Origin of the sequence: Streptomyces sp. NPDC101160, from assembly GCF_044768205.1 — a bacterium.
Lineage (GTDB): Bacteria > Actinomycetota > Actinomycetes > Streptomycetales > Streptomycetaceae > Streptomyces.
The window spans coordinates 489,401-513,200 of the sequence record NZ_JBIWPJ010000007.1 but is presented as its reverse complement, the minus strand read 5'-3'; the positions used below and the strand labels follow the sequence as shown (position 1 = coordinate 513,200).

21 protein-coding genes and 2 pseudogenes are annotated in these 23,800 nt (G+C 72.4%); 12 read left to right on the top strand and 11 right to left on the bottom strand.

Features of this window, described 5'->3' with window-relative positions; translation table 11 throughout:
- Positions 1 to 2 precede the first annotated feature (2 nt).
- Genes ACIRSU_RS25085 through ACIRSU_RS25075 form a run of 3 tightly spaced genes read right to left on the bottom strand, consistent with a single transcriptional unit; the run spans position 3 to position 2,944 of the window.
- Positions 3 to 1,253: a CpaE family protein gene (locus tag ACIRSU_RS25085; RefSeq protein WP_403796099.1), complete on the bottom strand. Its 1,251-nt coding sequence runs from the start codon at positions 1,251 to 1,253 to the stop codon at positions 3 to 5.
- A gap of 56 nt (positions 1,254 to 1,309) precedes the next feature.
- Positions 1,310 to 2,020, bottom strand: coding sequence for a Flp pilus assembly protein CpaB (cpaB, locus tag ACIRSU_RS25080; RefSeq protein ID WP_403796097.1), 711 nt, complete (start codon positions 2,018 to 2,020; stop codon positions 1,310 to 1,312).
- Between the two features lie 45 nt (positions 2,021 to 2,065).
- The gene (locus ACIRSU_RS25075) at positions 2,066 to 2,944 is read right to left on the bottom strand and encodes a hypothetical protein (RefSeq protein ID WP_403796094.1); all 879 of its coding nucleotides are present in this window, start codon (positions 2,942 to 2,944) and stop codon (positions 2,066 to 2,068) included.
- Between the two features lie 244 nt (positions 2,945 to 3,188).
- On the opposite strand from ACIRSU_RS25075, the gene ACIRSU_RS25070 reads away from it, so the two are divergent.
- Both ACIRSU_RS25070 and ACIRSU_RS25065 read left to right on the top strand, forming a co-directional pair.
- Positions 3,189 to 4,871, top strand: a complete 1,683-nt coding sequence (locus ACIRSU_RS25070; protein WP_403796091.1) for a chitinase — start codon at positions 3,189 to 3,191, stop codon at positions 4,869 to 4,871.
- Positions 4,872 to 5,080: 209 nt separating this feature from the next.
- Complete coding sequence (locus ACIRSU_RS25065; RefSeq protein WP_403796088.1) at positions 5,081 to 6,412, top strand: M14 family metallopeptidase; 1,332 nt, start codon at positions 5,081 to 5,083, stop codon at positions 6,410 to 6,412.
- Here the strand turns inward: ACIRSU_RS25065 and ACIRSU_RS25060 are convergent.
- The 4 genes and pseudogenes from ACIRSU_RS25060 to ACIRSU_RS25045 all read right to left on the bottom strand — a co-directional run.
- Positions 6,409 to 6,885, bottom strand: coding sequence for a hypothetical protein (locus ACIRSU_RS25060; RefSeq protein WP_403796085.1), 477 nt, complete (start codon positions 6,883 to 6,885; stop codon positions 6,409 to 6,411). The genes ACIRSU_RS25065 and ACIRSU_RS25060 overlap by 4 nt on opposite strands.
- A gap of 60 nt (positions 6,886 to 6,945) precedes the next feature.
- On the bottom strand, positions 6,946 to 7,356 hold the full coding sequence (locus tag ACIRSU_RS25055; protein WP_403796082.1) for a RidA family protein: 411 nt from the start codon (positions 7,354 to 7,356) through the stop codon (positions 6,946 to 6,948).
- Positions 7,353 to 7,559, bottom strand: a pseudogene (locus ACIRSU_RS25050) (IclR family transcriptional regulator C-terminal domain-containing protein); the annotation flags it as partial. The gene ACIRSU_RS25055 and the pseudogene ACIRSU_RS25050, both read right to left, overlap by 4 nt.
- Positions 7,560 to 7,596: 37 nt before the next feature.
- Positions 7,597 to 7,809 (bottom strand): annotated as a pseudogene (locus tag ACIRSU_RS25045) (zinc ribbon domain-containing protein); the annotation flags it as partial.
- A gap of 237 nt (positions 7,810 to 8,046) precedes the next feature.
- Here ACIRSU_RS25045 and ACIRSU_RS25040 point away from each other — a divergent pair.
- The gene (locus ACIRSU_RS25040; protein WP_403796504.1) at positions 8,047 to 9,312 is read left to right on the top strand and encodes an alanine racemase; all 1,266 of its coding nucleotides are present in this window, start codon (positions 8,047 to 8,049) and stop codon (positions 9,310 to 9,312) included.
- 14 nt (positions 9,313 to 9,326) lie between these two features.
- Complete coding sequence (locus ACIRSU_RS25035; RefSeq protein ID WP_403796079.1) at positions 9,327 to 10,937, top strand: amidohydrolase family protein; 1,611 nt, start codon at positions 9,327 to 9,329, stop codon at positions 10,935 to 10,937.
- Here ACIRSU_RS25035 and mptB read toward each other — a convergent pair.
- Positions 10,852 to 12,312, bottom strand: coding sequence for a polyprenol phosphomannose-dependent alpha 1,6 mannosyltransferase MptB (mptB, locus tag ACIRSU_RS25030; protein WP_403796076.1), 1,461 nt, complete (start codon positions 12,310 to 12,312; stop codon positions 10,852 to 10,854). The two genes, ACIRSU_RS25035 and mptB, sit on opposite strands and share 86 nt — an antisense overlap.
- A gap of 35 nt (positions 12,313 to 12,347) precedes the next feature.
- Positions 12,348 to 12,815 (bottom strand): hypothetical protein, encoded by a 468-nt coding sequence (locus tag ACIRSU_RS25025; protein ID WP_403796073.1) that lies wholly within the window; start codon positions 12,813 to 12,815, stop codon positions 12,348 to 12,350.
- A 107-nt stretch (positions 12,816 to 12,922) separates the two neighbouring features.
- On the opposite strand from ACIRSU_RS25025, the gene ACIRSU_RS25020 reads away from it, so the two are divergent.
- The 6 genes from ACIRSU_RS25020 to ACIRSU_RS24995 all read left to right on the top strand — a co-directional run bounded on the left by ACIRSU_RS25020 (position 12,923) and on the right by ACIRSU_RS24995 (position 19,300).
- Positions 12,923 to 14,134 carry a pyridoxal phosphate-dependent aminotransferase gene (locus ACIRSU_RS25020; protein ID WP_403796070.1) on the top strand — a complete coding sequence of 404 codons (1,212 nt, stop codon included), beginning with the start codon at positions 12,923 to 12,925 and terminating at the stop codon, positions 14,132 to 14,134.
- A 117-nt stretch (positions 14,135 to 14,251) separates the two neighbouring features.
- Positions 14,252 to 14,650 (top strand): hypothetical protein, encoded by a 399-nt coding sequence (locus ACIRSU_RS25015; RefSeq protein ID WP_403796067.1) that lies wholly within the window; start codon positions 14,252 to 14,254, stop codon positions 14,648 to 14,650.
- A gap of 139 nt (positions 14,651 to 14,789) precedes the next feature.
- Positions 14,790 to 15,911 carry a hypothetical protein gene (locus tag ACIRSU_RS25010; RefSeq protein WP_403796064.1) on the top strand — a complete coding sequence of 374 codons (1,122 nt, stop codon included), beginning with the start codon at positions 14,790 to 14,792 and terminating at the stop codon, positions 15,909 to 15,911.
- Positions 15,908 to 17,122 (top strand): toxic anion resistance protein, encoded by a 1,215-nt coding sequence (locus ACIRSU_RS25005; RefSeq protein WP_403796061.1) that lies wholly within the window; start codon positions 15,908 to 15,910, stop codon positions 17,120 to 17,122. The genes ACIRSU_RS25010 and ACIRSU_RS25005 overlap by 4 nt, the downstream gene beginning before the upstream one ends.
- Positions 17,119 to 18,720: a substrate-binding domain-containing protein gene (locus ACIRSU_RS25000; protein ID WP_403796059.1), complete on the top strand. Its 1,602-nt coding sequence runs from the start codon at positions 17,119 to 17,121 to the stop codon at positions 18,718 to 18,720. The genes ACIRSU_RS25005 and ACIRSU_RS25000 overlap by 4 nt, the downstream gene beginning before the upstream one ends.
- Entirely contained in the window at positions 18,707 to 19,300 is a 594-nt protein-coding gene (locus ACIRSU_RS24995) for a hypothetical protein (RefSeq protein ID WP_403796056.1), read from the top strand. The genes ACIRSU_RS25000 and ACIRSU_RS24995 overlap by 14 nt, the downstream gene beginning before the upstream one ends.
- Positions 19,301 to 19,435: 135 nt before the next feature.
- On the opposite strand, the gene ACIRSU_RS24990 is transcribed toward ACIRSU_RS24995, so the two are convergent.
- Positions 19,436 to 21,259, bottom strand: a complete 1,824-nt coding sequence (locus tag ACIRSU_RS24990; RefSeq protein WP_403796053.1) for a phosphoenolpyruvate carboxykinase (GTP) — start codon at positions 21,257 to 21,259, stop codon at positions 19,436 to 19,438.
- 197 nt (positions 21,260 to 21,456) lie between these two features.
- Here ACIRSU_RS24990 and ACIRSU_RS24985 point away from each other — a divergent pair, with 197 nt between their 5' ends.
- Positions 21,457 to 22,149, top strand: coding sequence for a hemolysin III family protein (locus tag ACIRSU_RS24985; RefSeq protein WP_403796051.1), 693 nt, complete (start codon positions 21,457 to 21,459; stop codon positions 22,147 to 22,149).
- Positions 22,150 to 22,166: 17 nt separating this feature from the next.
- Complete coding sequence (locus ACIRSU_RS24980; protein WP_403796048.1) at positions 22,167 to 22,808, top strand: TetR/AcrR family transcriptional regulator; 642 nt, start codon at positions 22,167 to 22,169, stop codon at positions 22,806 to 22,808.
- Here ACIRSU_RS24980 and ACIRSU_RS24975 read toward each other — a convergent pair.
- Entirely contained in the window at positions 22,750 to 23,766 is a 1,017-nt protein-coding gene (locus tag ACIRSU_RS24975) for a glycoside hydrolase family 26 protein (RefSeq protein ID WP_403796046.1), read from the bottom strand. The genes ACIRSU_RS24980 and ACIRSU_RS24975 overlap by 59 nt on opposite strands.
- Positions 23,767 to 23,800: the final 34 nt, after the last annotated feature.

The following is a 23,800-nucleotide window of genomic DNA, read 5'->3' as shown; positions in this document are numbered from 1 at the left end:
GGTCAGCGCCCGGTCCCGCGCCGTCGCAGCCCCAGCGCGCCGCGCTCCGGAGCCCGTACCAGCTCCCTGCTCTGCTGCTCCCCCGCCTTGACCAGCCCCAGTTCGCCCGCCAGCGCCCACAGCGCCTGCTTGATCGTCGAGCGGGCGTCGAGGTCGTGCAGCCGGCCCGCGTCCACGACCGCCGCCAGTTCCTTGAACTGGGCCGGGACGGCGACGCCCGCGATGCGCGTGCCGGTGATCTTCTGGATGAGGGCGGGCTGGATCTCGGTGCCGCGGGTGTGGCGGTTGACGAGGACCGTGGTCTCCTCGGGCTTGCGGACCTGGAGCCGGTCCCACATGCGTACGGCCCGCTTGGCGGCCCGTACCGCGACCACGTCCGGCGTGGTGACCAGGAGCGCCGCGTCCGCCATCTCGACGGCCGCCGCGCCGGCCGCGTCCAGGTGGGTGCCGCAGTCGATGACGACGACCTCGTAGCGGCCGCGCAGGGCGCTGACGATCTGGCGGGCGGAGCGGTCGGTGACCTCCTCGCCGCGTTCGCCCTCGCCCGGGGCGAGGAGCAGGGAGAGGCCGGTCTCGTGGACGTAGACGGCGTCCTGCAGAACCCGTGGCGAGATGTCGCTGATGGCGGCGAGGTCGGCGAGCGAGCGGCGGAACTGGACGTCGAGGTACGAGGCGATGTCGCCGCCCTGGAGGTCCATGTCGACGAGGGCGACGGCGCGGCCGGAGGCGCGGGCGGCGAGGGCGAGGTGGACGGCGGTGACGGTGGTGCCGACGCCGCCCTTGGCGCCGCTGACGGTGACGACGGTGCCACCGGGGCCGGTGGGGGTGTCGGCGGCGGCGCCGAGGTGGCGGCGGACGCCGGCGGACCACTGGGCGGCGGCCTGGACGCGGCTGGCGAGTTCCTCGTACCCGAGCGGGAGGGTGACGAGGCCGCGGGCGCCGGAGTCCATGGCGGCGGAGAAGAGGACGGGGCTGGCGTCGGCGGTGATGAGGACGACGCCGACGGCGGGGAAGCGGAGGGCGACCTCGCGGATGAGTTCGAGCGCGGGGACGGGCCCGATGCGCTCGTGGACGAGGACGACCTCCGGGAGGTCGTCGACCGACCCGGCGGCGAGCCGGGCGAGGGTGTCGACGAGCTGGGTGGAGTCGGTGACGGGGCCGGCGGGTTCGGCGTCGGGGAGCTGCCCGATGAGGGTGGTGACGGCGCGGGCCGCGTCCGGGTCGCCGACGGCCGGCAGGATCCTGGTGGTCATACCGGGTGCCTCACTTGTCCTTGCCTGTCCTCACTGGTCCTGGCCACGTGTTCCTGTCACTTGTCCTTGTCGAGCGTGTACGTGCGGTCGCGCGGGTCCGGCGGGGTGCCGCCGGCGGGGCCGGGGGCGACGAGGGCGAGGCGGACGTGCTCGGCGAAGGACTCGGCGTAGGCGACGCGCTGGGTGTCGGCGGTGGAGAGCGCGAAGGTGATCGGGACGGCCTCGGTGGCGCGGCCGCCGCGGTCGTCCTGGTTCTCGATCGGGGTCAGCTTGCCGATGGCGAGGACGTGGGCGCCGGCGACGATCAGCTTGGACTCGGCGGGGCGGCCGCCGCGTTCGCCGGCGAAGGTGGCGTAGATGTTGACGCTCGCCCCGGGCGTGATCTTGCCGGCGACGCCCGTGGCCGCGTCGATCATGATGGCGATCTCCTGCTGGCCGGGTTCGAGCGCGGGCCGCTTGACGATCATGTCGCTCTGGAGGAGGGAGCCGGCTTTCAGGGTGGTGACCGCGATCATGCCCTCGGTCTCGCGCAGGTTCGTGACCGCGGTGGCCGGAAGCCAGCGCTTCGGCATGGAGATCCGCTCGAAGCTGCCGGGGCCGAGCGGGGTGTACGGCGCGATGTCGTCCTTGACGCGGTACGCGGCCACCTCGGGCCCGACCTTGGAGTTGACGTCGCTGATCACCGAGAGCACGCCGGCGAAGGCGCCGAGGGCGCACAGGACGGAGAGCAGCAGCAGGATGACGCCACGGCGCTGGCGGGAGTTCATGGCCGTACTACCTCGATCGTGGACGGGTGACGCGTCGGACAGGGGTCATCTGGCCGTGGTGGCCTCGGCGGTGGCGGGCAGCGGCGCGGCGCAGAAGCCGCAGCGGTCGCCGATGAGCTCCATCCGGCACCAGTGGCAGGTCTCGCGCCGCACGGAGGAGACGAGTTGGTGCAGGACGGGCAGGTCCGGCAGGTACGCGGTGAACTCGACGAGCCGTCCGGTGCCCCACCAGCGGGGCGAGGACTCGGGCAGCGCGGCCTCCTGGACGGCGCGGACCTGCCAGCCGGGGGCGAGCGCGGCGGTGGGCCAGTCGGTCTGGAGCTGGCCGCGGGCGAGGACGAGGTCGGTGGCGAAGTCGGGCCCGGCGAGCCCGTCGGGGCCCCCGCGCCCGTCGGGTCCGGCCGGGGCGGTCCCGGCGCCGATGCGTACGAGCTGGGGCGTGGGCCCCGCGAGGACGGCGAAGTGGGCGCCGGGCAGCCAGCCCTTGAGGTGGGAGCCGAGTCCGACGGGCACGTGGTCGAGCTTGGCGACCGAGCCGAGGACGGCGCCCGCGTACACGTAGTGGGTGAGCAGCCGGGCGGCGGAGGCGAGGACTCCGGGGCTGAAGTCGCAGGCGGAGAGCTGGCGGAGCTGGCGTACGAGGACGGCGGCGCCGAGCGGCGGCAGTTCGGTCCGCACGATCGCGATCCGGTCGGATTCGAGCAGCGACCGTACGGCGTGCAGGCGTCCGGCGGTCGCGGGCGGCGCGGCGGTGGGGCAGACGACGATCAGATGGCCGTGGAGGTCGAGCAGTTGGCGGACGTCGGCGAGGGCGGCGTCGAGCGGCCGGGTGTCGGGGCCGGGCAGGACGGCGGCGGGGGGTGTCTGCGGATCGGTCGGCGGCAGCACCAGGTCGGCGCTGGTGACCGCAATCGCTGTCGGCACGTCGGGCTCCCCCGATCCCTCAATGATCACTAACTGCACTCGCAGCGTTACCGCCTCTGCACTTTATCCAGGCCACTGGAGTGGTGAACACACAATCCTTCAAGCTCCGTCACTTTCTCGACCGAAGCGGGCGGCTCTGAACTGCCCTTCTCGCCAGAGGTCTTGACAACCCAATTGGTCTGGACCAACTTGTTCCCGCACCTCCCCTCATCCCCCTCCCCCCCACTCCCCCTCGGAGGCATGCGTGGACCGCACCACCCGAGCCGCCCTGACGCTCGCCGTCAGCGCCGGGCTCGTCCTCGCCGGCGGCGCCGGCACCGCCCAGGCCGCGGACGTCAACGTCGCCAGGAACGCGGGCTTCGAGAACGGCCTCGCCAACTGGTCCTGTTCGGCCGGCAGCGGCACCGTCGTCTCCTCGCCCGTGCACAGCGGTACGGGCGCCCTGCGGGCCACCCCGGCCGGCATGGACAACGCCCAGTGCACCCAGACCGTCGCCGTGAAGCCGGGCTCCACGTACACGCTGAGCGCCTGGGTGCAGGGCGGTTACGCGTACCTCGGCGCGAGCGGCACCGGCACCACCGACGTCTCCACCTGGACGCCGGACAGCGCGGGCTGGAAGCAGCTGACGACCACCTTCACGACCGGCGCGAGCACCACGTCCGTGCAGGTCTACACGCACGGCTGGTACGGCACGGCCGCCTACTCCGTCGACGACGTGAGCGTCTTCGGCCCCGACGGAGGCGGCGGCACCGACCCGGCGCCCGCGGTCCCCGCCGCCCCGGCGGGCCTCGCCGCCGGCTCCGTGACGTCCTCCTCCGTCTCTCTCAACTGGGGTGCGGTCTCGAACGCCACCGGCTACAAGGTCTACAAGGACGGCGCCCTCGCGGCGACCGTGAGCGGCACCTCCGCCACCGTCACGGGGCTCGCCGCGAGCACCTCGTACCAGTTCCAGGTCTCGGCGACCAACGCCGCCGGCGAGTCCGCGAAGTCGGCGGCGGTCACGGCGAGGACGTCCGACGTGACCAACCCGGGCCCCGGGCCGGCCGTGCCCAAGCACGCGCTGACCGGCTACTGGCAGAACTTCGACAACGGCGCCACCGTGCAGAAGCTGCGGGACGTGCAGTCGCAGTACGACATCATCGCCGTCTCCTTCGCGGACGCCACCAGCACGCCCGGCAAGCTCGCCTTCACCCTCGACCCGGCCGTCGGCTACGCCTCCACCGCCGACTTCAAGGCCGACATCGCCGCCAAGAAGGCGGCCGGCAAGTCGGTGATCCTCTCGGTCGGCGGTGAGAAGGGCAACGTCGCCGTCAACAGCGACGCCTCCGCGACCGCCTTCGCCGACAGCGCGTACGCGCTGATGCAGGAGTACGGCTTCAACGGCGTCGACATCGACCTGGAGAACGGCGTCAACTCCACGTACCTGACGAAGGCGCTGCGCCAGCTGTCCGCCAAGGCCGGCCCGTCGCTGGTCCTGACGATGGCGCCGCAGACCATCGACATGCAGTCCACCGGGACCGAGTACTTCAAGACGGCGCTCGCCGTGAAGGACATCCTCACGGTGGTCAACATGCAGTACTACAACAGCGGTTCGATGCTCGGCTGCGACGGCAGGGTCTACAGCCAGGGCTCGGTGGACTTCCTCACCGCGCTCGCCTGCATCCAGCTCCAGGGCGGTCTCGACGCCTCCCAGGTCGGCCTCGGCGTGCCCGCGTCGACGCGCGGTGCGGGCAGCGGCTACGTCGACCCGCAGATCGTGAAGAACGCCCTCGACTGCCTGGCGAAGGGCACGGGCTGCGGCACGTTCAAGCCGTCGCAGACGTACCCGAACATCCGGGGTGCGATGACCTGGTCGACCAACTGGGACGCCACGGCCGCAAACGCCTGGTCGAACGCGGTGGGCCCGGCCGTGCACGGCCTGCCGTAGCCGCTCCCTCCTTCGGGGGATCACGTACGCGGCGCCGCCGCTCCCCGGGCGGCGCTGCGCCGTTTCCGGGCCGGGGAACGCGACAATGTGGCCGAACTCCCTGTCTTGACCGGTTCATGCCACGCCTCGACCATGTCAGCACCGCACGACCCGTCACGCAGGTCCGTCTGCTCGTCGCACTCCCCCACACTCCCCACCCAGGAGACAGCATGCGACTTCGTACCCGCGGAAAGCCGGCCGTCCTCGCGGCCCTCATGGCACTCGCGCTCGCGGTGCCCGTCACGACCGCCGCCACCAGCCACGCCCGCACCGCCGTCAGCGCCACCGGCGGCGAGGAGGTGATCCGGCAGTACGAGATCGCCGGACCCGCCACCGTCGCCGAGCGTTCCGACCTGACCGCCACCGGCGTCTCCATCGACCAGGTCGACGCCCGCTCGGTCGTCGTCAGCGCCAACGCCCAGCAGCTCGCCCACCTCAAGAGCCTCGGCTACCAGCCGACCGCCCTGCCCGCGCCGCCCGACCGCGGCAAGAGCGCCAAGTCGGCGCTCGGCCCGCTCGACTTCCCGTCCGCGGACGCGAAGTACCACAACTACGCGGAGATGAACGCGGAGATCGACCAGCGGCTCGCCGCGTACCCGTCCATCATGAACAAGCGGGTCATCGGCAAGTCGTACCAGGGCCGCGACATCATCGCCATCAAGATCAGCGACAACGTCGGCACCGACGAGAACGAGCCCGAGGTCCTCTTCACCCACCACCAGCACGCCCGCGAGCACCTCACCGTCGAGATGGCGCTCTACCTGCTGCGCGAACTCGGCGCCGGCTACGGCACCGACCCGCGCATCACCAGCCTCGTCAACAGCCGCGAGATCTGGATCGTGCCGGACCTCAACCCGGACGGCGGCGAGTACGACATCGCCTCCGGCTCCTACCGCAGCTGGCGCAAGAACCGGCAGCCCAACTCCGGCTCCTCCTACGTCGGCACGGACCTCAACCGCAACTGGGACTTCAAGTGGGGCTGCTGCGGCGGCTCCTCCGGCTCCAAGAGCTCCGAGACCTACCGCGGCTCCGCGCCCGAGTCCGCCCCCGAGGTGAAGGTCGTCTCCGACTTCGTCCGCTCCCGAGTCGTCGGCGGAAAGCAGCAGATCACGGCCGCCATCGACTTCCACACCTACAGCGAACTCGTCCTCTGGCCCTTCGGCTGGACCACCGCCGACACCACGACCGGCATGACCCAGGACGACCGCGACGCCTTCGCCGCGATCGGCAACAAGATGGCCGCCAGCAACGGCTACACGCCCGAGCAGTCCAGCGACCTCTACATCACCGACGGCTCGATCGACGACTACCTCTGGGGCACCCAGAAGATCTTCGCCTACACCTTCGAGATGTACCCGACCTCGTCCTTCGACGGCGGCTTCTACCCGCCCGACGAGGTGATCGAGCGGGAGACGAGCCGCAACAAGGACGCGGTGCTGCAACTCCTGGAGAACGCGGACTGCATGTACCGGTCCATCGGCAAGGCCGCGCAGTACTGCTAGACGCGCCCGGCGCTCTCGGTGCTCTCGGCGTTCTCGTCGAAGTACGCGTCCAGGACCGCGTCGAGGAGTGACTCCCACTCCTTGACGCGGTCCTTGGACGTCGCGTCGACGTCGGCCGTGTACCAGCGCCGGTTGGGCGTGTGCACGACCACCGTGAACCGCTTGCCGAAGCGGCCGGTCGCCGTCTCGACCGCACCGATCTCGTCCCAGCGGAACTCGCAGCTCTCCTCGTCGAGGCTGAGCCGTACGCCGGTCGCGTCGGCGACGATCCGGGCCCGCCGGTCGGCGGCCTCGAAGACGGGCCCGTCGGGGGCCGTGTCCTGCTCGACGGCGTCCGGCACGGCATCCGCCGGGACCGCGTCCTGAGGCTCGGCGTCCGCCGGTTCCTCCGGCGACGCGGGCTGAAGGCCCGCGACGCCCGTGATGCCCGGGACGAACGCCGGGTCCGTCGCGGCGCCTTGCACCGCCTGCATGCTGGGTCCTGTGCGCTGCTGCTCCACGGCGAAAGTATGACCGACGTTCCTGTGAGCGTGTCAGTCGAGTACGGCCATCGCGTCGATCTCGACGAGCAGGCCGGCCGGCAGGCCGACGTACACGGTGGTACGGGCCGCGGCGGGGGCCTTCAGGCCCTGCTCCTCGAAGTACTGGTTGTAGATCTCGTTCATCTCGGCGAAGTGGTCCACGTCGGTGAGGTAGACGCGCATCATCATGACGTCGTCCCAGCCGGCCCCGCCCTCCTCCAGGATCGCCTTGATGTTGGCGAACGTCTGGAGCGTCTGCTCGCGCAGGGTCGGGCCGGCCGGGGTCGGGGCGCGGCCTTCGACGGCGGGCAGGAAACCGACCTGGCCGGCCACCTGGAGGATGTTGCCCTTCCGCACGCCGTGGGAGAACCTCGCGGGCGGGGTGGTGTGGGTGGCGGGCGTGAGGGCGGTCTTCTCGGTCATGCGCTGTCCTTCGGGGTGTCCTTCGGGGTGTCCTTCGGAGGGGTGGTACCGGAGTAGTCGTCGCTGATGTCTTCGGCCGTGCGCCGCACCTGCGGCAGCAGGGCGAGGAGTTCCTCGGCCGTGACGACCACGTTGGGCGCCGACACCGACATCGCGGCGACGACCCGGCCGTCGGGGCCGCGGACCGGCGCGGCGACGCAGTTGGTGACTCCTCCCCCTCATGGATGAGGGGGCTTCTCGCTATGCCGGTTGGGCTTCGCGACGGACCAGCCCGGCCCGTAGAACGTTCAGAGCGCCCACCGTATCCGCGTGCGCGCTGTGGCCGCAGGACTGACAGTGGAACTTCTCCTGGGTGGTCCGGTTCTCCGCTGAGACGTGCCCGCATACGGGGCAGGTTCGGGAGGTGTTGCGGGGGTCCACGGCGATCACTTCCCGTCCGGCATTCGATCCACGCACTCACGCGCGATACCAGCCCCGACCGCGAAGCGGCCCCGACAAACCGGAACCAGCGCAGCTTGGCGGCCTGCGCGCCGATCACGGCCTTGGCCGCTCCTTGGACCCTGCCGACGAGGCCGATACCGCGCATCGACCGGTGCTACCCGGCGAAGGTTGAGCGGCGAGAATCGTCAGGCGACACCCATCCACCCTCGACGAGGAGGACGCCCCATGCCGGAGCTCACATCGGAGTCCATGCCCGACCTGGCGAACGAGGTCGTCGACCACCGTTTCAAGGCCCTGCCGCCCGACGCCGAGGGTCTGACCGTCGGCGAGCTGGCCGCCCAGCGCCGCAACCTCTTCACCGGTGGCTTCACCACCCCGGTCCTCGCCCTCTCCGCCGAGTCCGTCGAGCACAACCTCCGCCTCCTGGAGACGTACGCCGAGCGCCACGGTCTCGCCTTCGCGCCGCACGGCAAGACCTCCATGGCCCCGCAGCTCTTCGACCGTCAGATCGAGCACGGCGCCTGGGGCATCACCGCCGCCGTCCCGCACCAGGTCCGCGTCTACCGCGCGCACGGCGTCGCCCGGATCTTCCTCGCGAACGAGGTCGTCGACCCGGTCGCGCTGCGCTGGCTCGCCGCCGAACTCGACGCCGACCCCGGCTTCCACCTCGTCTGTTACGTCGACTCCGTCCGCGGCGTCGAGCTGATGGACGAGGCCCTGCGCGCGGCCGGCGCGCGGCGCGCCGTGGACGTCGTGGTCGAGCTGGGCGCCGCCGAGGCCGGGCGCACGGGCGTGCGGACCGAGGCCGAGTGCGAGGCCGTCGCCGACGCCGTGGCGGCGACGGACCGGCTCCGCCTGGTGGGCGTGGCGGGGTACGAGGCGACGATGCCGAAGGCCGACCCCGCGCTCGTACGGGAGTGGCTGGACCGGCTGGTCGGGCTCGCGGTCGCGTTCGACAAGGCGGGCCGGTTCGCGCCCGACCTGCCGGAGATCGTGGTGAGCGCGGGCGGCAGCGAGTGGTTCGACACGGTGGCCGACGTCTTCGCAGAGATCCCGGAGCTCTCCCGGCCGGTCCTGAAGCTGCTGCGCTCGGGCGCGTACGTCTCCCACGACGACGGCCAGTACCGGGAGCGGACGCCGTTCAACCGGGTGCCCGAGGAGGGCGCGCTCCACCCGGCGTTCCGGCTGTGGTCCCAGGTCCTGTCCCGGCCCAACGCCGAGCAGGCGTTCACCAACGCGGGCAAGCGCGACGCCGCCCACGACCTGCACCTGCCCGAGGCGCAGGTGGTGCGTGACGGGCGCACCGGCGAGATCCGGCCGGCCGAGGGCGTCACGGTCACCGCGCTCTCCGACCAGCACGCGTGGCTGCACACGGAGCCGGGCGCGGACGTGGAGGTCGGCGACTGGGTGGGGATGGGTCTGTCCCACCCGTGCACGTCGTTCGACAAGTGGCAGCTGATCCCGCTGGTGGAGGCGGACGGCACGGTCGTCGACTACGTCCGTACGTTCTTCTAGTCCCGGGAGTCCCGGTGGATCTCGTCTTCCAGGACGCCGAGGTCGTCGACGGCAGCGGCGCGGACTCCTACCGCGCCGACGTCGCGATCGCCGGCGGGCGGATCGCCGCGATCGTCAAGGAGGGCGCGGCGGCCGGCTGTCTGCGCCCCACCGCCCGGCGCGTCGTCGACGCCGAGGGGCTCGTCCTGTCCCCCGGCTTCGTCGACATGCACGCCCACAGCGACCTCGCGCTGCTCCGCGACCCGGACCACAGCGCGAAGGCCGCGCAGGGCGTGACGCTGGAAGTCCTCGGTCAGGACGGCCTGTCGTACGCACCGGTGGACGACCGCACACTCGACGAGGTCCGCCGGACGATCGCCGGCTGGAACGGCGGCGGTCCGGGCGACACGAGCGTCGACTTCGACTGGCGGACGGTCGGCGAGTACCTGGACCGTCTCGACCGGGCGCACGGAGGCCGGGGCATCGCGGTGAACGCCGCGTACCTCGTCCCGCAGGGCACCGTACGGATGTACGCGGTGGGCTGGGAGGACCGGCCCGCGACCGACGCCGAGCTGGACCGCATGCGGCGGCTGGTCGCCGAGGGCCTGGAGCAGGGCGCGGTCGGCATGTCCTCCGGCCTCACCTACACCCCCGGCATGTACGCGCCCGACGCCGAGCTCACCGAGCTGTGCCGGGTCGTGGCGCGGTACGGCGGCTACTACTGCCCGCACCACCGCTCCTACGGGGCGGGCGCGCTCCGGGCGTACGAGGAGATGGTGCGGCTCGCGGCGGAGGCGGGCTGCGCCCTGCACCTCGCCCACGCCACGATGAACTTCGCCGTGAACGAGGGGCGGGCGCCGGAGCTGCTCGCCCTGCTCGACGCGGCGCTTGCGGGCGGCGCGGACATCAGCCTCGACTCGTACCCGTACACCCCCGGCTGTACGACACTGGCGGCCGTGCTGCCGAGCTGGGCGCACGAGGGCGGGCCGGAGGCGCTGCTCGCGCGGCTGCGGGACGAGGCGACGGCGGAGCGGATCCGGCACGATCTGGAGGTGACCGGGTCGGACGGCTGCCACGGGGTGCCGGTGGAGTGGGCCACGATCGAGGTCTCGGGCGTGTCCGACCCCGCGCTGTCGCACTTCGTCGGCCTGCGCCTGCCCGACTGGGCGACAGCCCGCCGGCTGCTGCTCGCCGACCGCCTCGGCACGGCGATCCTCCAGCACGTCGGCCACGAGACGAACGTCCGCGCGATCATGCGCCACCGCGTCCACACGGCCGGCTCCGACGGCATCCTCCACGGCGCGAAGCCGCACCCCCGCGCGTACGGCACCTTCCCCGAGTACCTCGGCCGCTACGTCCGCGAGGAGGGCGTCCTCACTCTGGAGGAGTGCGTCGCGCACCTCACCTCACGCCCGGCCGCCCGTCTCCGCCTCCCGGACCGCGGCCTGGTGAAGGAGGGCTACGTGGCCGACCTCGTCCTCTTCGACCCGGCGACGGTCGCGTCGGGAGCGACGTACGAGAGGCCGCGGGCGCTGCCGGTGGGCATCCCGCATGTGCTGGTCAACGGCCGGTTCGTGATCGAGGACGGGCGGCGGACCGACGTGTTGGCGGGACGGTCGGTCCGGCGTCCGCCCGTCCGGGGGTGAGCGGGGCGCCCGCCCCGGCCTCCCACCGCTCCCGGCGCATCCACACCAGCCCCAGCGCCAGCGCCACGCCCGCGAGCGCGAATCCGTACGCGGGCGTGTGCCCCGACGGCGCCGTCTCGTACGTCAGGGCCGCGCACAGGACCGCGAGGAACTGCCCGAGCCGGGTGTCCCATGCCACCGCCGCCACCGCGCACACGCCCCACAGCACGTACCACGGCTGGACCATCGGCGAGAGCGCGACCAGCACGAGCAGCGAGACGCCCAGTCCGAGGACCACGTCGAGCCGGCCCTTCCAGACCCGCCAGGCCGGCACGCCGATGATCGCGACGGCCACGAGCAGGCCGAGCTTCTGCACCGTGCCCTTGACCGGCTCCGGGTCGTCGCCGACGAGCAGCCCGAGCCCCAGCCCGACGTCACTGGTGACGGAGAGCGCCGTGTGGATGGTGGCGGCGACGCTCTGGGTGCGGAGCCAGCCGAAGCCGGTGCCGGCCAGCACCGTCGCGCCGGCAGCGACCGCCCCGGCCACCGCCCCGGGCAGCACGAGCCCCGCCAGGACGCCCCGGCGGCGCGCGACGAGCACACCCACGAACAGCAGCGCGACCGCCGCCGGCGACTTGACCATCATCGCGAGGCCGAGGACCGCGCTGCCGGTCACCCATCGCCCGCGCACGGCGAGCAGCACCCCGCACAGCACGAGGGCGATCATCAGGCCGTCGTTGTGGAGTCCGCCCACGACGTGGATGAGGAGAAGGGGGTTCAGCGCGGCGAGCCACAGTGCGCCGGGGCCGCCGCCCAGGCCCCGTACCGCCCACACGATCAGGGCGAGGGCGGCGAGGGCGAGGAGCCGGAAGCCGAGGACGGCGGGCAGGATCTGGCCGCCGGTGAGCTTGACGACGGCCTGGGCGAGGACGAGGAAGACCGGGCCGTACGGCGCGGGGGTGTCGGTCCAGTGGCCGCCGACGCTCGCCGCGGCGTCGTGGCCGAGTTCGCCGGGGGCGAGGACGGAGGGCCCGGAGCCGTAGACGTCGTGGCCTTCGAGGACCATCGCGCCCTGGGCGATGTAGCTGTAGACGTCGGCGCTGTAGAGCGGCGGGGCGAGCACCAGCGGCCCGGCCCACCAGCCGAGGGTGAGCAGCGGGCGGCCGCCGGCTCCGGCGGTGAGCTGCCGCCCGTACTGCCACCACGCGAGGAGCAGCAGCGTCAGCCCGAGGTACGCGAGCACCGCACCGGCCGTCTCGACGCCCGAGGCGCGCGGCTGCCACAGGCCCCACCCGCCGCGGACCGGCAGCGTCCCGGCGGCCCAGCCGCCGACGGTGACGGCGAGCGAACCGGCCGCGCCGAGCCACCGGCAGCCGGCGGTGCTGAAAACCCACATGAGGGAAAAACCTACCCGCTGCCTCCGCGGGGCCCCTACCGCTGCTTCTTCTTGTTGCCGGGCGCGGAGCCGGACCGGCCGGGGCGGCCCGTGGTGCTGCTCGGCGCCGGCGCGGACGGCGAGGCGGTCGTGCCGCCCTTCGCCGTGGCCGGGGCGGACGGCGACGCGGTCGCCGTGCCGGACGGGGTGGCGGTGGCCGTGGCGGACGGGGAGATCACCGCTCCGGCCGCGTCGCCCTGGCCATCGTCCTGTCCGGATCCTTCGCCCCCGTCCCCGTGGTCCTGCTGGATCAGCGCCGGCATGCCGGGCTGTCCGCCGTCCACGGCGGGGCCGGGGCGCCGCACCGGACCGGAGTCGAGGGAGGTGACGGCGGCGAGGACGCCGATGACGACGATCGCCGCGCTTCCGATCATCCAGAGCGGGCCGGGGCCCCGGCGCTTCGGGGCATGGCGGCGGCGCGTGCGTCTCGGGGGCTCGGCGCCCTCCGTCTCGAACTGGCTCACGAGGCGTGATTGTAGGGAGCACGTCACCCACCCCGGTCGGCCCCTCCCCGGTGTGACGTGGCCCAAAACACGGAGCGCGCCGCCGCACCCCGCCGTAAGCTCTCGTCATGCAGGTGATCCAGTCCACGAAGCTCGCCAACGTCTGTTACGAAATCCGGGGCCCGGTGCTCGAAGAGGCGATGCGGCTTGAGGCCGCGGGTCATCGCATCCTCAAGCTCAACACCGGAAACCCGGCCGCCTTCGGCTTCGAGTGTCCGCCGGCCATCCTCGAGGACGTGCTGCGCAACCTCGCCGAGGCGCACGGTTACGGGGACGCGAAGGGCCTGCTGTCCGCGCGGCGCGCGGTCATGAGCCACTACGAGACCAAGGGCATCCCGCTCTCGGTCGAGGACATCTACCTCGGCAACGGCGTCTCCGAGCTGATCCAGATGTCGATGCAGGCGCTGCTCGACGACGGCGACGAGGTGCTGGTCCCGGCCCCGGACTATCCGCTCTGGACGGCGTCGGTGTCGCTCGCGGGCGGGACGGCCGTGCACTACCGCTGCGACGAGCAGGCGGACTGGATGCCGGACCTGGCCGACATCGAGCGCAAGATCACCGACCGCACCAAGGCGATCGTGATCATCAACCCGAACAACCCGACCGGCGCCGTCTACGACGACGAGATGCTGCGGGGCCTGACCGAGATCGCCCGTCGGCACAATCTGGTGGTCTGCTCGGACGAGATCTACGACAAGATCCTCTACGACGGCACCACGCACACCCCGACCGCCGCCATCGCCCCGGACCTCCTCGTCCTCACGTTCAACGGGATGAGCAAGAACTACCGGGTGGCCGGCTTCCGCTCCGGCTGGCTCGCGGTCTGCGGCCCGAAGGCGCACGCCTCCTCGTACATCGAGGGTCTGACGATCCTGGCCAACATGCGCCTGTGCGCCAACATGCCGGCCCAGCACGCGGTGGCCGCGGCCCTCCAGGGGCGCCAGTCGATCGAGGACCTGGTGCTGCCGGGCGGGCGGCTCCTGGAGCAGCGGGACGTGGCGTACGAGCTGCTCACGCAGATCCCGGGCGTGACGTGCGTGAAGCCGAAGGGCGCGCTGTACCTGTTCCCGCGGCTCGACCCGGCCGTCTACAAGATCAAGGACGACCGGCAGATGGTCCTGGACCTGCTGCGGGCCGAGAAGATCATGGTGGTGCACGGGACGGGCTTCAACTGGCACGAGCCGGACCACTTCCGGATCGTGACCCTGCCGAACACCACGGACCTGGCGGAGGCCGTGACGCGGATCGGCCGCTTCCTGGACGGCTACAGCCAGCACTGACGCACCCGCTCGGCGGTTCCCGGCCCGGTTTCTTGACCCGCCCTTTCCGGACTCGGCTCAACTTTAGATTGAATCCAAGCTAGGATGCCTCCAGAGCTACTGCAGGAGGCCGTCCCCATGTACGAACCGATCCGCACCAAGTCGGTCCACCGGATGGCCGACGACGACCAGAACCGCAGCGCCTACCCGCACCGCTCGCGCGGGGAGGAGCTGGACATCCAGCTCGCCGGCCACCTCGCCGCCCTGCTCGCCGTCACCGACGAGCTCGGCGACACCGAGGCCGGCGAACTCATCGCCCGGCAGGTCGCCAGGCTGCGCGGCGCGCCCCCGGCGCGGCACGCGGGGCTGAGCGGCGCACCCGCCGAGGCGCTGCACCGCAAGGCGCACGCACTGGCGGGCCGGGCGCTGGTCGTCGCCGCCTCCCGGGCGGACACGGCCGCCGCGATCCTGGCCGCCGAGCGCATGGACGCGCACACGGCGGCGCTGTCCGGCGACCCGCTGGTCGCCGCCCCCTGATCGGCCCCGGTCCGCGCGTACACGAAGCCGCGCGGACCGGGCGCCACCCACACGACCTCCGGGGCGTCCGGACGCGTCCCGTCCGGTTCGTTTCCGGGATCGCGGCTTCACTCCTCGTACATCCAACTCCCCCTGGAATGTGGGTTTCCGCGAGCACGCTGCCCGCGTGAGACGCATTCTGGGAATCGTCCTCGCCGTCCTGCTCCTCGGCGGCGTGGCCGCCGCCCTCGTGGTGGGCGGCGACAAGGACGACAGCGGCACGGCAACGAAGACCGTGCGAGGAGTCATCGGGTCGGAGAAGGCCGAGTTCTTCGCCGATCCCGAGGTCGTGAAGGCCCTGGCAGCCAGGGGCCTCACCGTGCGGACGGAGACCTCCGGGTCCTGGGACATGGAGCAACTGCCCCTCAAGGGCTACGACTTCGCGTTCCCGTCCGCCAAGGCGCCGGCCGACGAGATCAAGGCGAAGGAGAAGGTGACGACCGCCCCGCTGCGGCCGTTCTACTCGCCGCTGGTGGTCGTCGCGCACAGCGCCGCCGCCCAGGTCCTCGCGGACAACGGGCTCGCCACGCTCGGCCCCGGCGGCCACACCGGCACCCTGCGGATGGACGCCTATCTGGCCGCCGCCCGCGCCGACCGCACCTGGCAGCAGCTCAAGGGCTCCGCCGGGCACGCCGAGCTGACGGGCACGCTCTTCATCACCTCCACCGACCCCGTCGCCTCCAACTCCGGCGCGCTCTACCTCGCCGCCGCGAGCTATGTCGCCGACGGCGGCCGGGTCGCCGGGGACAAGGCCGCCGTCGACCGCACGGCGCCGCTCCTGCGCAAGCTGATCCAGGTGCAGGGCGCCCAGCAGTCCAGCTCGGACGCGCCGTTCCGGGACTTCGTCAGCGGCGTCGGGAACCCGCTGGTCCTGGTGTACGAGTCGCAGGTCGCGTCGCAGCTCCTGGCGAAGCAGCCGATGGGCGACCTGGTGGTCCTCTACCCCGACACCACCGTCAACAGCGACCACACCCTCGTCCCGCTCACCGAGGCCGGCCGCACCCTCGGCGAACTCCTCTCCACCGACCCGGAGTTGCGCAAGCTCGCGGTCCGGCACGGCTTCCGCCCGCAGGGCGCGGCGGCCGAGTTCACCGCCGCCACCGCCGGCCACACCGGCTACCTCAACCAGACGCTCACCGGAGTCCGCCAGGCGCCCGTGCCCACCTCCCAGGTGCTGCACCGGATGGCGCTGCGGGCCCGCGACCAGGGGGACACCGCATGACGACGCCTTCGCTCCAGCCGCCCACCGAGACACCTCTCGTCCTCACCCCGCCGGAGCCGGTCGCGCCGATCCGCGCCGAGCAGGCCGCCACGCTCGTCCCGATCGACGACTCGGCACGTACGGAGATGGAGCGCCGGGCCGCCGAGTACGTGGGCTCGCTCGCCGGACTCGACGCCCGCTCGCCGGAGTTCACCGGCCGCATCGGCGAGATCGCGGCGCTCGGCTCCGGCGAGATGCGCACCGCCGCCCAGCAGTCCAACCGGATGCTGGACCGCACCGTCCGCTCCCTCGGCTCGGCCGGCGGCGACGCGACGACCCGGGTCGGCGATTCGCTGGTCGAACTGCGGCGCACCATCGAGGACCTCGACCCGCGCGACACGCCCGCCAAGGGGATGCGGAGCCTGCTGTCGAAGCTGCCGGGCGGGAACCGGCTGCGCGACCACATCGCCCGGTACGCCTCCTCGCAGGACACCGTCAACCGCATCCTCGACGCCCTGAAGGGCGGCCAGGACGAACTGCGGCGCGACAACGCGGCGTTGCAGACCGAGCGGGCCCGGCTGTGGGAGACCATGGGCAGGCTCCAGGAGTACGCGGTGCTCACCGAGGCCCTCGACGCGGCGGTCGAGCAGCGGCTCGCCGGCACCGCGGACCCGGTCCAGGCGGACGCGCTGCGCGCCGACGTGCTCTTCCCGGTGCGCCAGAAGCACCAGGACCTGCTGACCCAGCTCGCCGTGTGCGCGCAGGGCTATCTGGCGATGGACGTGGTCCGGCGCAACAACGACGAGCTGATCAAGGGCGTCGACCGGGCCGCGACGACGACGGTGACCGCGCTGCGGATCGCCGTGATGCTGGCCTCCGCGCTCGACCACCAGAAGAAGGTCGTCGAGCAGGTCACCGCGCTGCGCGGGACGACCGAGCAGCTCATCCAGGGCAACGCGGCCGCGCTCGCCGGCCAGACCGGGGACATCCAGCGGCTCGCGGCGGAGCCCGCGGTGGGCCTGGAGACCGTGCGCACCGCCTTCCAGCAGATCTATTCGACGCTCGACGCGATCGACACGTACAAGGTCCGCGCGACCGAGTCGATGGCGCAGACCGTGGACGCGCTCTCCACCGAACTGCGCACCGCGAGCACGTACCTGGAGCGCACCCAGGCGCGGGCCGGCGGTTCCGGCGCCGGCGCGGCCGGCATCCTCGAAGGGGGCCGCGGATGAGAACCCGTACGAGATCCCGTACGCGTACCCTGGCCGCCCTCGCGCTGGCTCTCGCCCTCGCGGTGACCGGCTGCTCCGGCGAAGGCGACGGCGACAGCGACGCCAACGGCAAGGGCGCCGCCGACTCCGGCGAGTACCGCCCCGGCACCCTCCGCGTCCTCGCCTCCTCCGAGCTCGCCGACATGGCGCCCGTCCTGGAGGAGGCCCGCAGGGCCACCGGCGTCACCGTCCGCCCCACCTACGCCGGCACGCTCGACGCCGCCAGGCGGATCGCGTCCGGTGAGGCCGACAAGCAGTTCGACGCCGTGTGGCTGTCGTCCAACGACTACCTGCGACTGAACCCGGCCTCCGCCCGCCGGATCACCGGCGAGACGCCGGTCATGACCTCGCCGGTCGCCCTCGGCATCCGGCCCGCGGCCGTGACCCGGCTCGGCTGGGACCCGGCGAAGGTCACCTGGTCGCAGATCCACCAGGCCGTCGCCGCGAAGAAGCTCAGCTACGGCATGACGGACCCGCTGCGCTCCAACTCCGGCTTCTCCGCGCTCGTCTCGGTCGCCTCGGGCCTGTCGGGCGCGCAGTCCGCGCTCACCGACAAGGACGTGAAGGCGGCCACGCCGAAGCTGAAGGAGTTCTTCGCCGGACAGAAGCTGACCTCCGGCTCCTCCGGCTGGCTCGCCACCGCCTACGCCCGGCGCACCGACGTCGACGCGGTCGTCAACTACGAGTCGGTGCTGAAGTCGGTCCCCGGCGGCCTGACCGTGATCCGCCCGGCCGACGGCGTGGTCACGGCGGACTACCCGCTGACCTCGCTGACCGCCGCCCGCCCGGAGGCGAAGGACGCGGTCCGCCGGCTCGCGGCCCACCTGCGCACGCCCGCGGCCCAGCGCCTCATCACCGAGCGCACGTTCCGCCGCCCGGTGGTGCCGGGCGTGGCCCCGGCGGCCGGGCTCGCCACCGACCCGCGGCGCGAACTGCCGTTCCCCGGCAGCCGGTCCGTCGCGGACGGGCTGCTCGACTCGTACGACAACACGCTGCGCCGGCCCTCCCGCACGGTCTACGTCCTCGACACCTCCGGCTCCATGGAGGGCGAGCGGCTCGACCGGCTGAAGACGGCCCTGGCCGAGCTCACCGGCGACTTCCGGGACCGCGAGGAGGTGACGCTGATGCCGTTCGGCAGTGCGGTGAAGACCGGCGAGGTCACCACCCACACCGTCGACCCGGGCGCGCCGAAGGCCGCGCTCGACGCGATCCGCGGCGACGCGTCCCGGCTCAGCGCCTCCGGCGGCACCGCGATCTACTCCAGCCTGGAGCAGGCGTACGCGCGGCTCGACGACGCGCGCGCGGACGACACGTTCACGTCGATCGTGCTGATGACGGACGGCGCGAACACCGACGGCGATCCGGCGTCCGCCTTCGACGCCTTCCACGCGAAGGCGCTCACCCCGGCCCAGCGGCGCGTCCCGGTCTTCCCGATCCTGTTCGGCGACTCCGACAAGGCGGCGCTCGACCACATCGCGCAGCTCACCGGCGGGAAGCTGTTCGACGCGACGACGGGCTCGCTCGACGGGGCCTTCGAGGAGATCCGTGGCTACCAGTAATCCGGTGCTCCGATACGTCGAGTCCCGCAAGAACCTCACGGGCTGCGCCTGCGGTCTGGCCGGGGTGGCGCTCACCCTGACCACCGGCGCCGCCGGCTCGCTGTGGCCGGTGGTGGTCGCCGGGCTGTACGGGGCGGGCGCGCTGATCGCCCCGCCCGAACGCCCGCCGGCACCGGCTTTCCCCGAGCCGGCCGAGCAGGTCGAGGCGCTGCGCGCGGACCTGGACACGCTGCGCGGCTATCTCGCCGAGGTGGAGCTGCCGCCCGCCGCGCACGGCCGGCTGACCGAGCTGGACACGCTGATCGGGGCGCTGCTCGAACCGGGCTGGGTGAGCGACCCGGAGCAGGTGCGGGTCCTGGCCCGGGCGGTGCGCCAGGACGTCCCGGAGGCGGTCGACGCGTTCGTACGGAGCCGGTGGTGGACCCGGGTGGTACCGGGGGCCGAGCCTCCGGAGCGGCATCTGGAGCGTCAGTTGACCGCGCTGCACACGGAGGCGGCGCAGATCGCCTCGGCGCTCCAGGACGCGGAGGCCCGCCGGCAGCAGACCCACACGCGCTATCTGGAGGACCGGGGCAGGTAGCGCCGTGGGAGAGGAAATGCGCCGGCCCCCGGAGCCGTGAGGGGGCTCCGGGGGCCGGATGCGTCGTGACGGGCCGTCGTGACCCCAGCTGGTCAGGGCGGAAATCGGGGCAACCCGCCACGAGTCTCTACGGGATCAGCCCAGGCGCTCGACCAGCGCCTTGTACTCGTCCCACAGTTCCTTGGGCGTGTGCGTGCCGAAGGTCTCCAGGTGCGCGGGGACCAGGGCGGCCTCCTCGCGCCAGACGTCCTTGTCGACGGTGAGCAGGAAGTCCAGGTCCTCGTCGGCCAGCTCCAGGCCGTCGGTGTCCAGGGCGTCCTTCGTCGGCAGGATGCCGATGGGGGTCTCGACGCCCTCGGCCTTGCCGTCGAGGCGCTCGACGATCCACTTCAGGACGCGGCTGTTCTCGCCGAAGCCGGGCCAGACGAACTTGCCGGCGTCGTTCTTGCGGAACCAGTTGACGTAGTAGATCTTCGGCAGCTTCGCGGCGTCCGCGGACTGGCCGATCTTGATCCAGTGCGCCATGTAGTCGCCCATGTTGTAGCCGCAGAACGGCAGCATGGCGAAGGGGTCGCGGCGCAGCTCGCCGACCTTGCCCTCGGCGGCGGCGGTCTTCTCGGAGGCCACGTTGGCGCCGAGGAAGACGCCGTGGTTCCAGTCGAAGGACTCGGTGACCAGCGGGACGGCGGAGGCGCGGCGGCCGCCGAAGAGGATCGCCGAGATCGGCACGCCCTTCGGGTCCTCCCACTCGGGCGCGATGATCGGGCACTGGCCGGCGGGCACGGTGAAGCGGGCGTTCGGGTGGGCGGCCGGGGTCTCGGACTCCGGCGTCCAGTCGTTGCCCTTCCAGTCCGTGAGGTGCTGGGGCAGCTCCTCGGTCATGCCCTCCCACCACACGTCGCCGTCGTCGGTGAGCGCGACGTTCGTGAAGACGGAGTTGCCCCACATCGTCTTCATGGCGTTGGCGTTGGTGTGCTCGCCGGTGCCGGGCGCGACGCCGAAGAAGCCGGCCTCGGGGTTGATCGCGTAGAGGCGGCCGTCCTCGCCGAAGCGCATCCAGGCGATGTCGTCGCCGATGGTCTCGACCGTCCAGCCGGAGATCGTGGGCTCCAGCATGGCGAGGTTGGTCTTGCCACAGGCCGACGGGAAGGCGGCGGCCACGTACTTGGCCTCGCCCTGCGGCGGCGTCAGCTTGAGGATGAGCATGTGCTCGGCGAGCCAGCCCTCGTCACGCGCCATGACGGAGGCGATGCGCAGCGCGTAGCACTTCTTGCCGAGCAGGGCGTTGCCGCCGTAGCCGGAGCCGTAGGACCAGATCTCGCGGGTCTCCGGGAAGTGCGAGATGTACTTGGTGCTGTTGCACGGCCACGGCACGTCCTCCTCGCCCTCGGCGAGCGGGGCGCCGAGGGTGTGGACGGCCTTGACGAAGAAGCCGTCGGTGCCGAGCTCGTCGAGGACGGCCTGTCCCATGCGGGTCATGGTGCGCATGGAGACGGCGACGTACGCGGAGTCGGTGATCTCGACGCCGATGGCGGAGAGCTCGGAGCCGACCGGGCCCATGCAGAAGGGCACGACGTACATGGTGCGGCCCTTCATCGAGCCGCGGAAGATTCCCTTCTCGCCCGCGAAGATCTCCTTCATCTCCGCCGGGGCCTTCCAGTGGTTGGTCGGGCCCGCGTCCTCCTCCTTCTCGGAGCAGATGAAGGTCCGGTCCTCGACGCGCGCGACGTCGGTCGGGTCGGAGGCGGCGTAGTACGAGTTCGGGCGCTTGACCGGGTCGAGCTTCTTGAAGGTCCCCTTGGCGACGAGCTCCTCGCAGAGGCGCTCGTACTCCGCCTCGGACCCGTCGCACCAGACGACGGCGTCGGGCTGGGTGATCTCGGCGATCTCGTTGACCCAGGAGACGAGCTCCTGGTGCTGGGTGGGGACGGTGGAGGGAGCCGCGTTGTCGCGCGCCACGATTGCTCCTTGAAGAGGGGTTTTTAAGATGTATGCCCCTTGGGGGCTGCGACCCGGATGCGTCGTAGGCGCTCATCCGGTGCCGACCGCACTCATTTGATCATCCGATGCTACCGCCCATCTGTCCAGAGGGCCGCACACGTGAGCATCGCCACTCATATCCAAGGCTTACGGGGGCGTCGGTACGATGCCGAACCATGACTGCAGCCTCGGCGGACCTCGCCATCACGGAGCAGCGCCCGGCGCTGCCGCTCCCGCTCAAACCGAGACTCCGAGGCTGGCTGCACGCCGGAATGTTCCCCGCGGTGATCGTCGCGGGGCTCGTTCTGGTGGCCCTCTCCGACTCGCCGCGGGCCCGGATCGCCTGCGGCATCTACGCGCTCACGGCCTGTCTGCTCTTCGGCATCAGCGCCCTGTACCACCGCGGCAACTGGGGACCGCGCGGCGAGGCGGTGCTGCGGCGGCTCGACCACGCCAACATCTTCCTCATCATCGCGGGCACCTATACCCCGCTGACGCTGCTCCTCCTCCCCGATTCCACCGGCCGGCCGCTCATGTGGGCGGTCTGGGCGGCGGCCGCGGCCGGCATCGCCTTCCGGGTCTTCTGGGTCGGCGCCCCTCGCTGGCTGTACACGCCCTGCTACATCGCGATGGGCTGGGCCGCCGTCTTCTTCCTGCCGGACTTCATGCGGGCGGGCGGCATCGCCGTCCTCGTCCTGGTGATCGTCGGCGGCGTCCTCTACAGCGCGGGCGGAGTGATCTACGGCATGAAGCGCCCCGACCCGTCACCGCGCTGGTTCGGCTTCCACGAGGTCTTCCACTCCTTCACCCTCGCCGCCTTCATCGTCCACTACGTCGGCATCTCGCTGGTGGCCTACCAGCACGCATAGCGTCCTGACCAGGCACAATGAACGCCATGGCGACCCCCGACCGCCCCTCCCTGCGCGAGCGCAAGAAGCTGAAGACCCGCGCCGCGATCCGGAAGGCCGCCTACCGGCTGGTGGCGGCGCAGGGGTACGACGCCACGACCATCGAGCAGATCGCCGCAGCGGCCGAGGTCTCCCCGTCCACCGTCGTCCGCTACTTCCCGGTCAAGGAGGACATCCTCCTCAGCGACGACCAGGACGCTCTCCTCGTCGACCGGCTGCGCGCCCGCCCCGCCGACGAGGAACCCCTCGACTCGTTGCGCACGGTGATCCTCGACGCCGTCTCCGCCGCCCTCGCCGAGGACCCGGCGGAGACGCTGCTGCGGGCCCGCTTCCTGGTGGAGGTCCCGGCCGTCCGCGCCCGCTTCACCGAGACCACCGCCGAGACCGGCCGGCTGCTCTCCGGCGCGGTCGCCGAGCGCACCGGCCGCGACCCCGACGACCTGGAGGTACGGGTCTTCACCGCCGCCGTCCTCGGCGCGCTGCGCGAGGCCACCGTGCACTGGGCCGAACACGGCCGCGGCGACGAGCTCGTGACGCTCCTCGACCGCACCGTCGACACCCTCAAGGGCGGCCTGACCCTGCGCTCCCCGAGCCACCGGCCCGGCCGAGCGCGCCCCTGAGCACCTCGCCCGACCTCGGGTTCGCCGCGCAGCCCCACACCCCGTGCGGGCAGTAGTCGGTGAAGGTCTGGTAGACGGGCCGCTGCCGCGCGAACCAGTCCAGCATCCCCCGTACGTACGCCGGATCGTCCCCGTTGCGGAACAGCCCCCACTCCGGGAACGACACCGGCTTGCCGTGCGCCGCCGCGAACCGGGCGTGGAAGGCGAGTCCGTACGGCTCCGTCACCTGTTCCTCGAAGGAGAGCCCGGCCGGCTGGTCGTAGGCGTCCATGCCGACGATGTCGACCACGTCGTCGCCGGGCCAGCAGCGCGTCCACGGCAGGGCGTCGAGCCCGCGGCTCGGCGCGAAGTCGAAGCGGAAGCGCTGCCCCGGCACCTGCCGCAGCACCGTCACCACCCGCCGCCAGTACGCCTTCCACGCCGCCGGGTCCGGCCCGCAGCGGTGCGTGTACGTGGTGCCGTTCATCTCCCAGCCGAGCACCAGGACCGCGTCCGCGAGCCGGTGCGCCACGAGCCGCTCGCCGAGCGTGCGGAAGTGCCCGTCGAACGCCCCGGCCGCCCCGCGCCGCAGCCCGGCCCGCGCCTCCGCGTCGCCGACGCCCTCCTCGTTGCGGTCCATCAGCGGCACGTTGAGCACGAAGAGCCGCCCCGGCCGCTGCTCCTTCCACCGCGCCCACGGCCCGAACAGCGCCGGATGCCCCTCGATGTTGGACCAGCGGTCGCCCGGCAGATAGGTGTGCCCGACCGTCAGCGGCGCCCCGCCCAGCCACTTCTCCACCTCGGCGATCCGCCGCGCCCCCGCCTCGTCCGAGCCGGTGAAGAACCCGGCCGGCACCGGCGCCCGCTCCCGTACGGGCCGCGGTACGGGCTCCGCCGGCGGGTCCCGGCCGTCCGGCGCGAGCCGCCCGTACGACACCAGGGACACGAGAACGGCCGCGAGCAGCACGGTCAGTGCCACTCGCGGCCATGTCGTCCAGGGGCGGAGGGGGCGC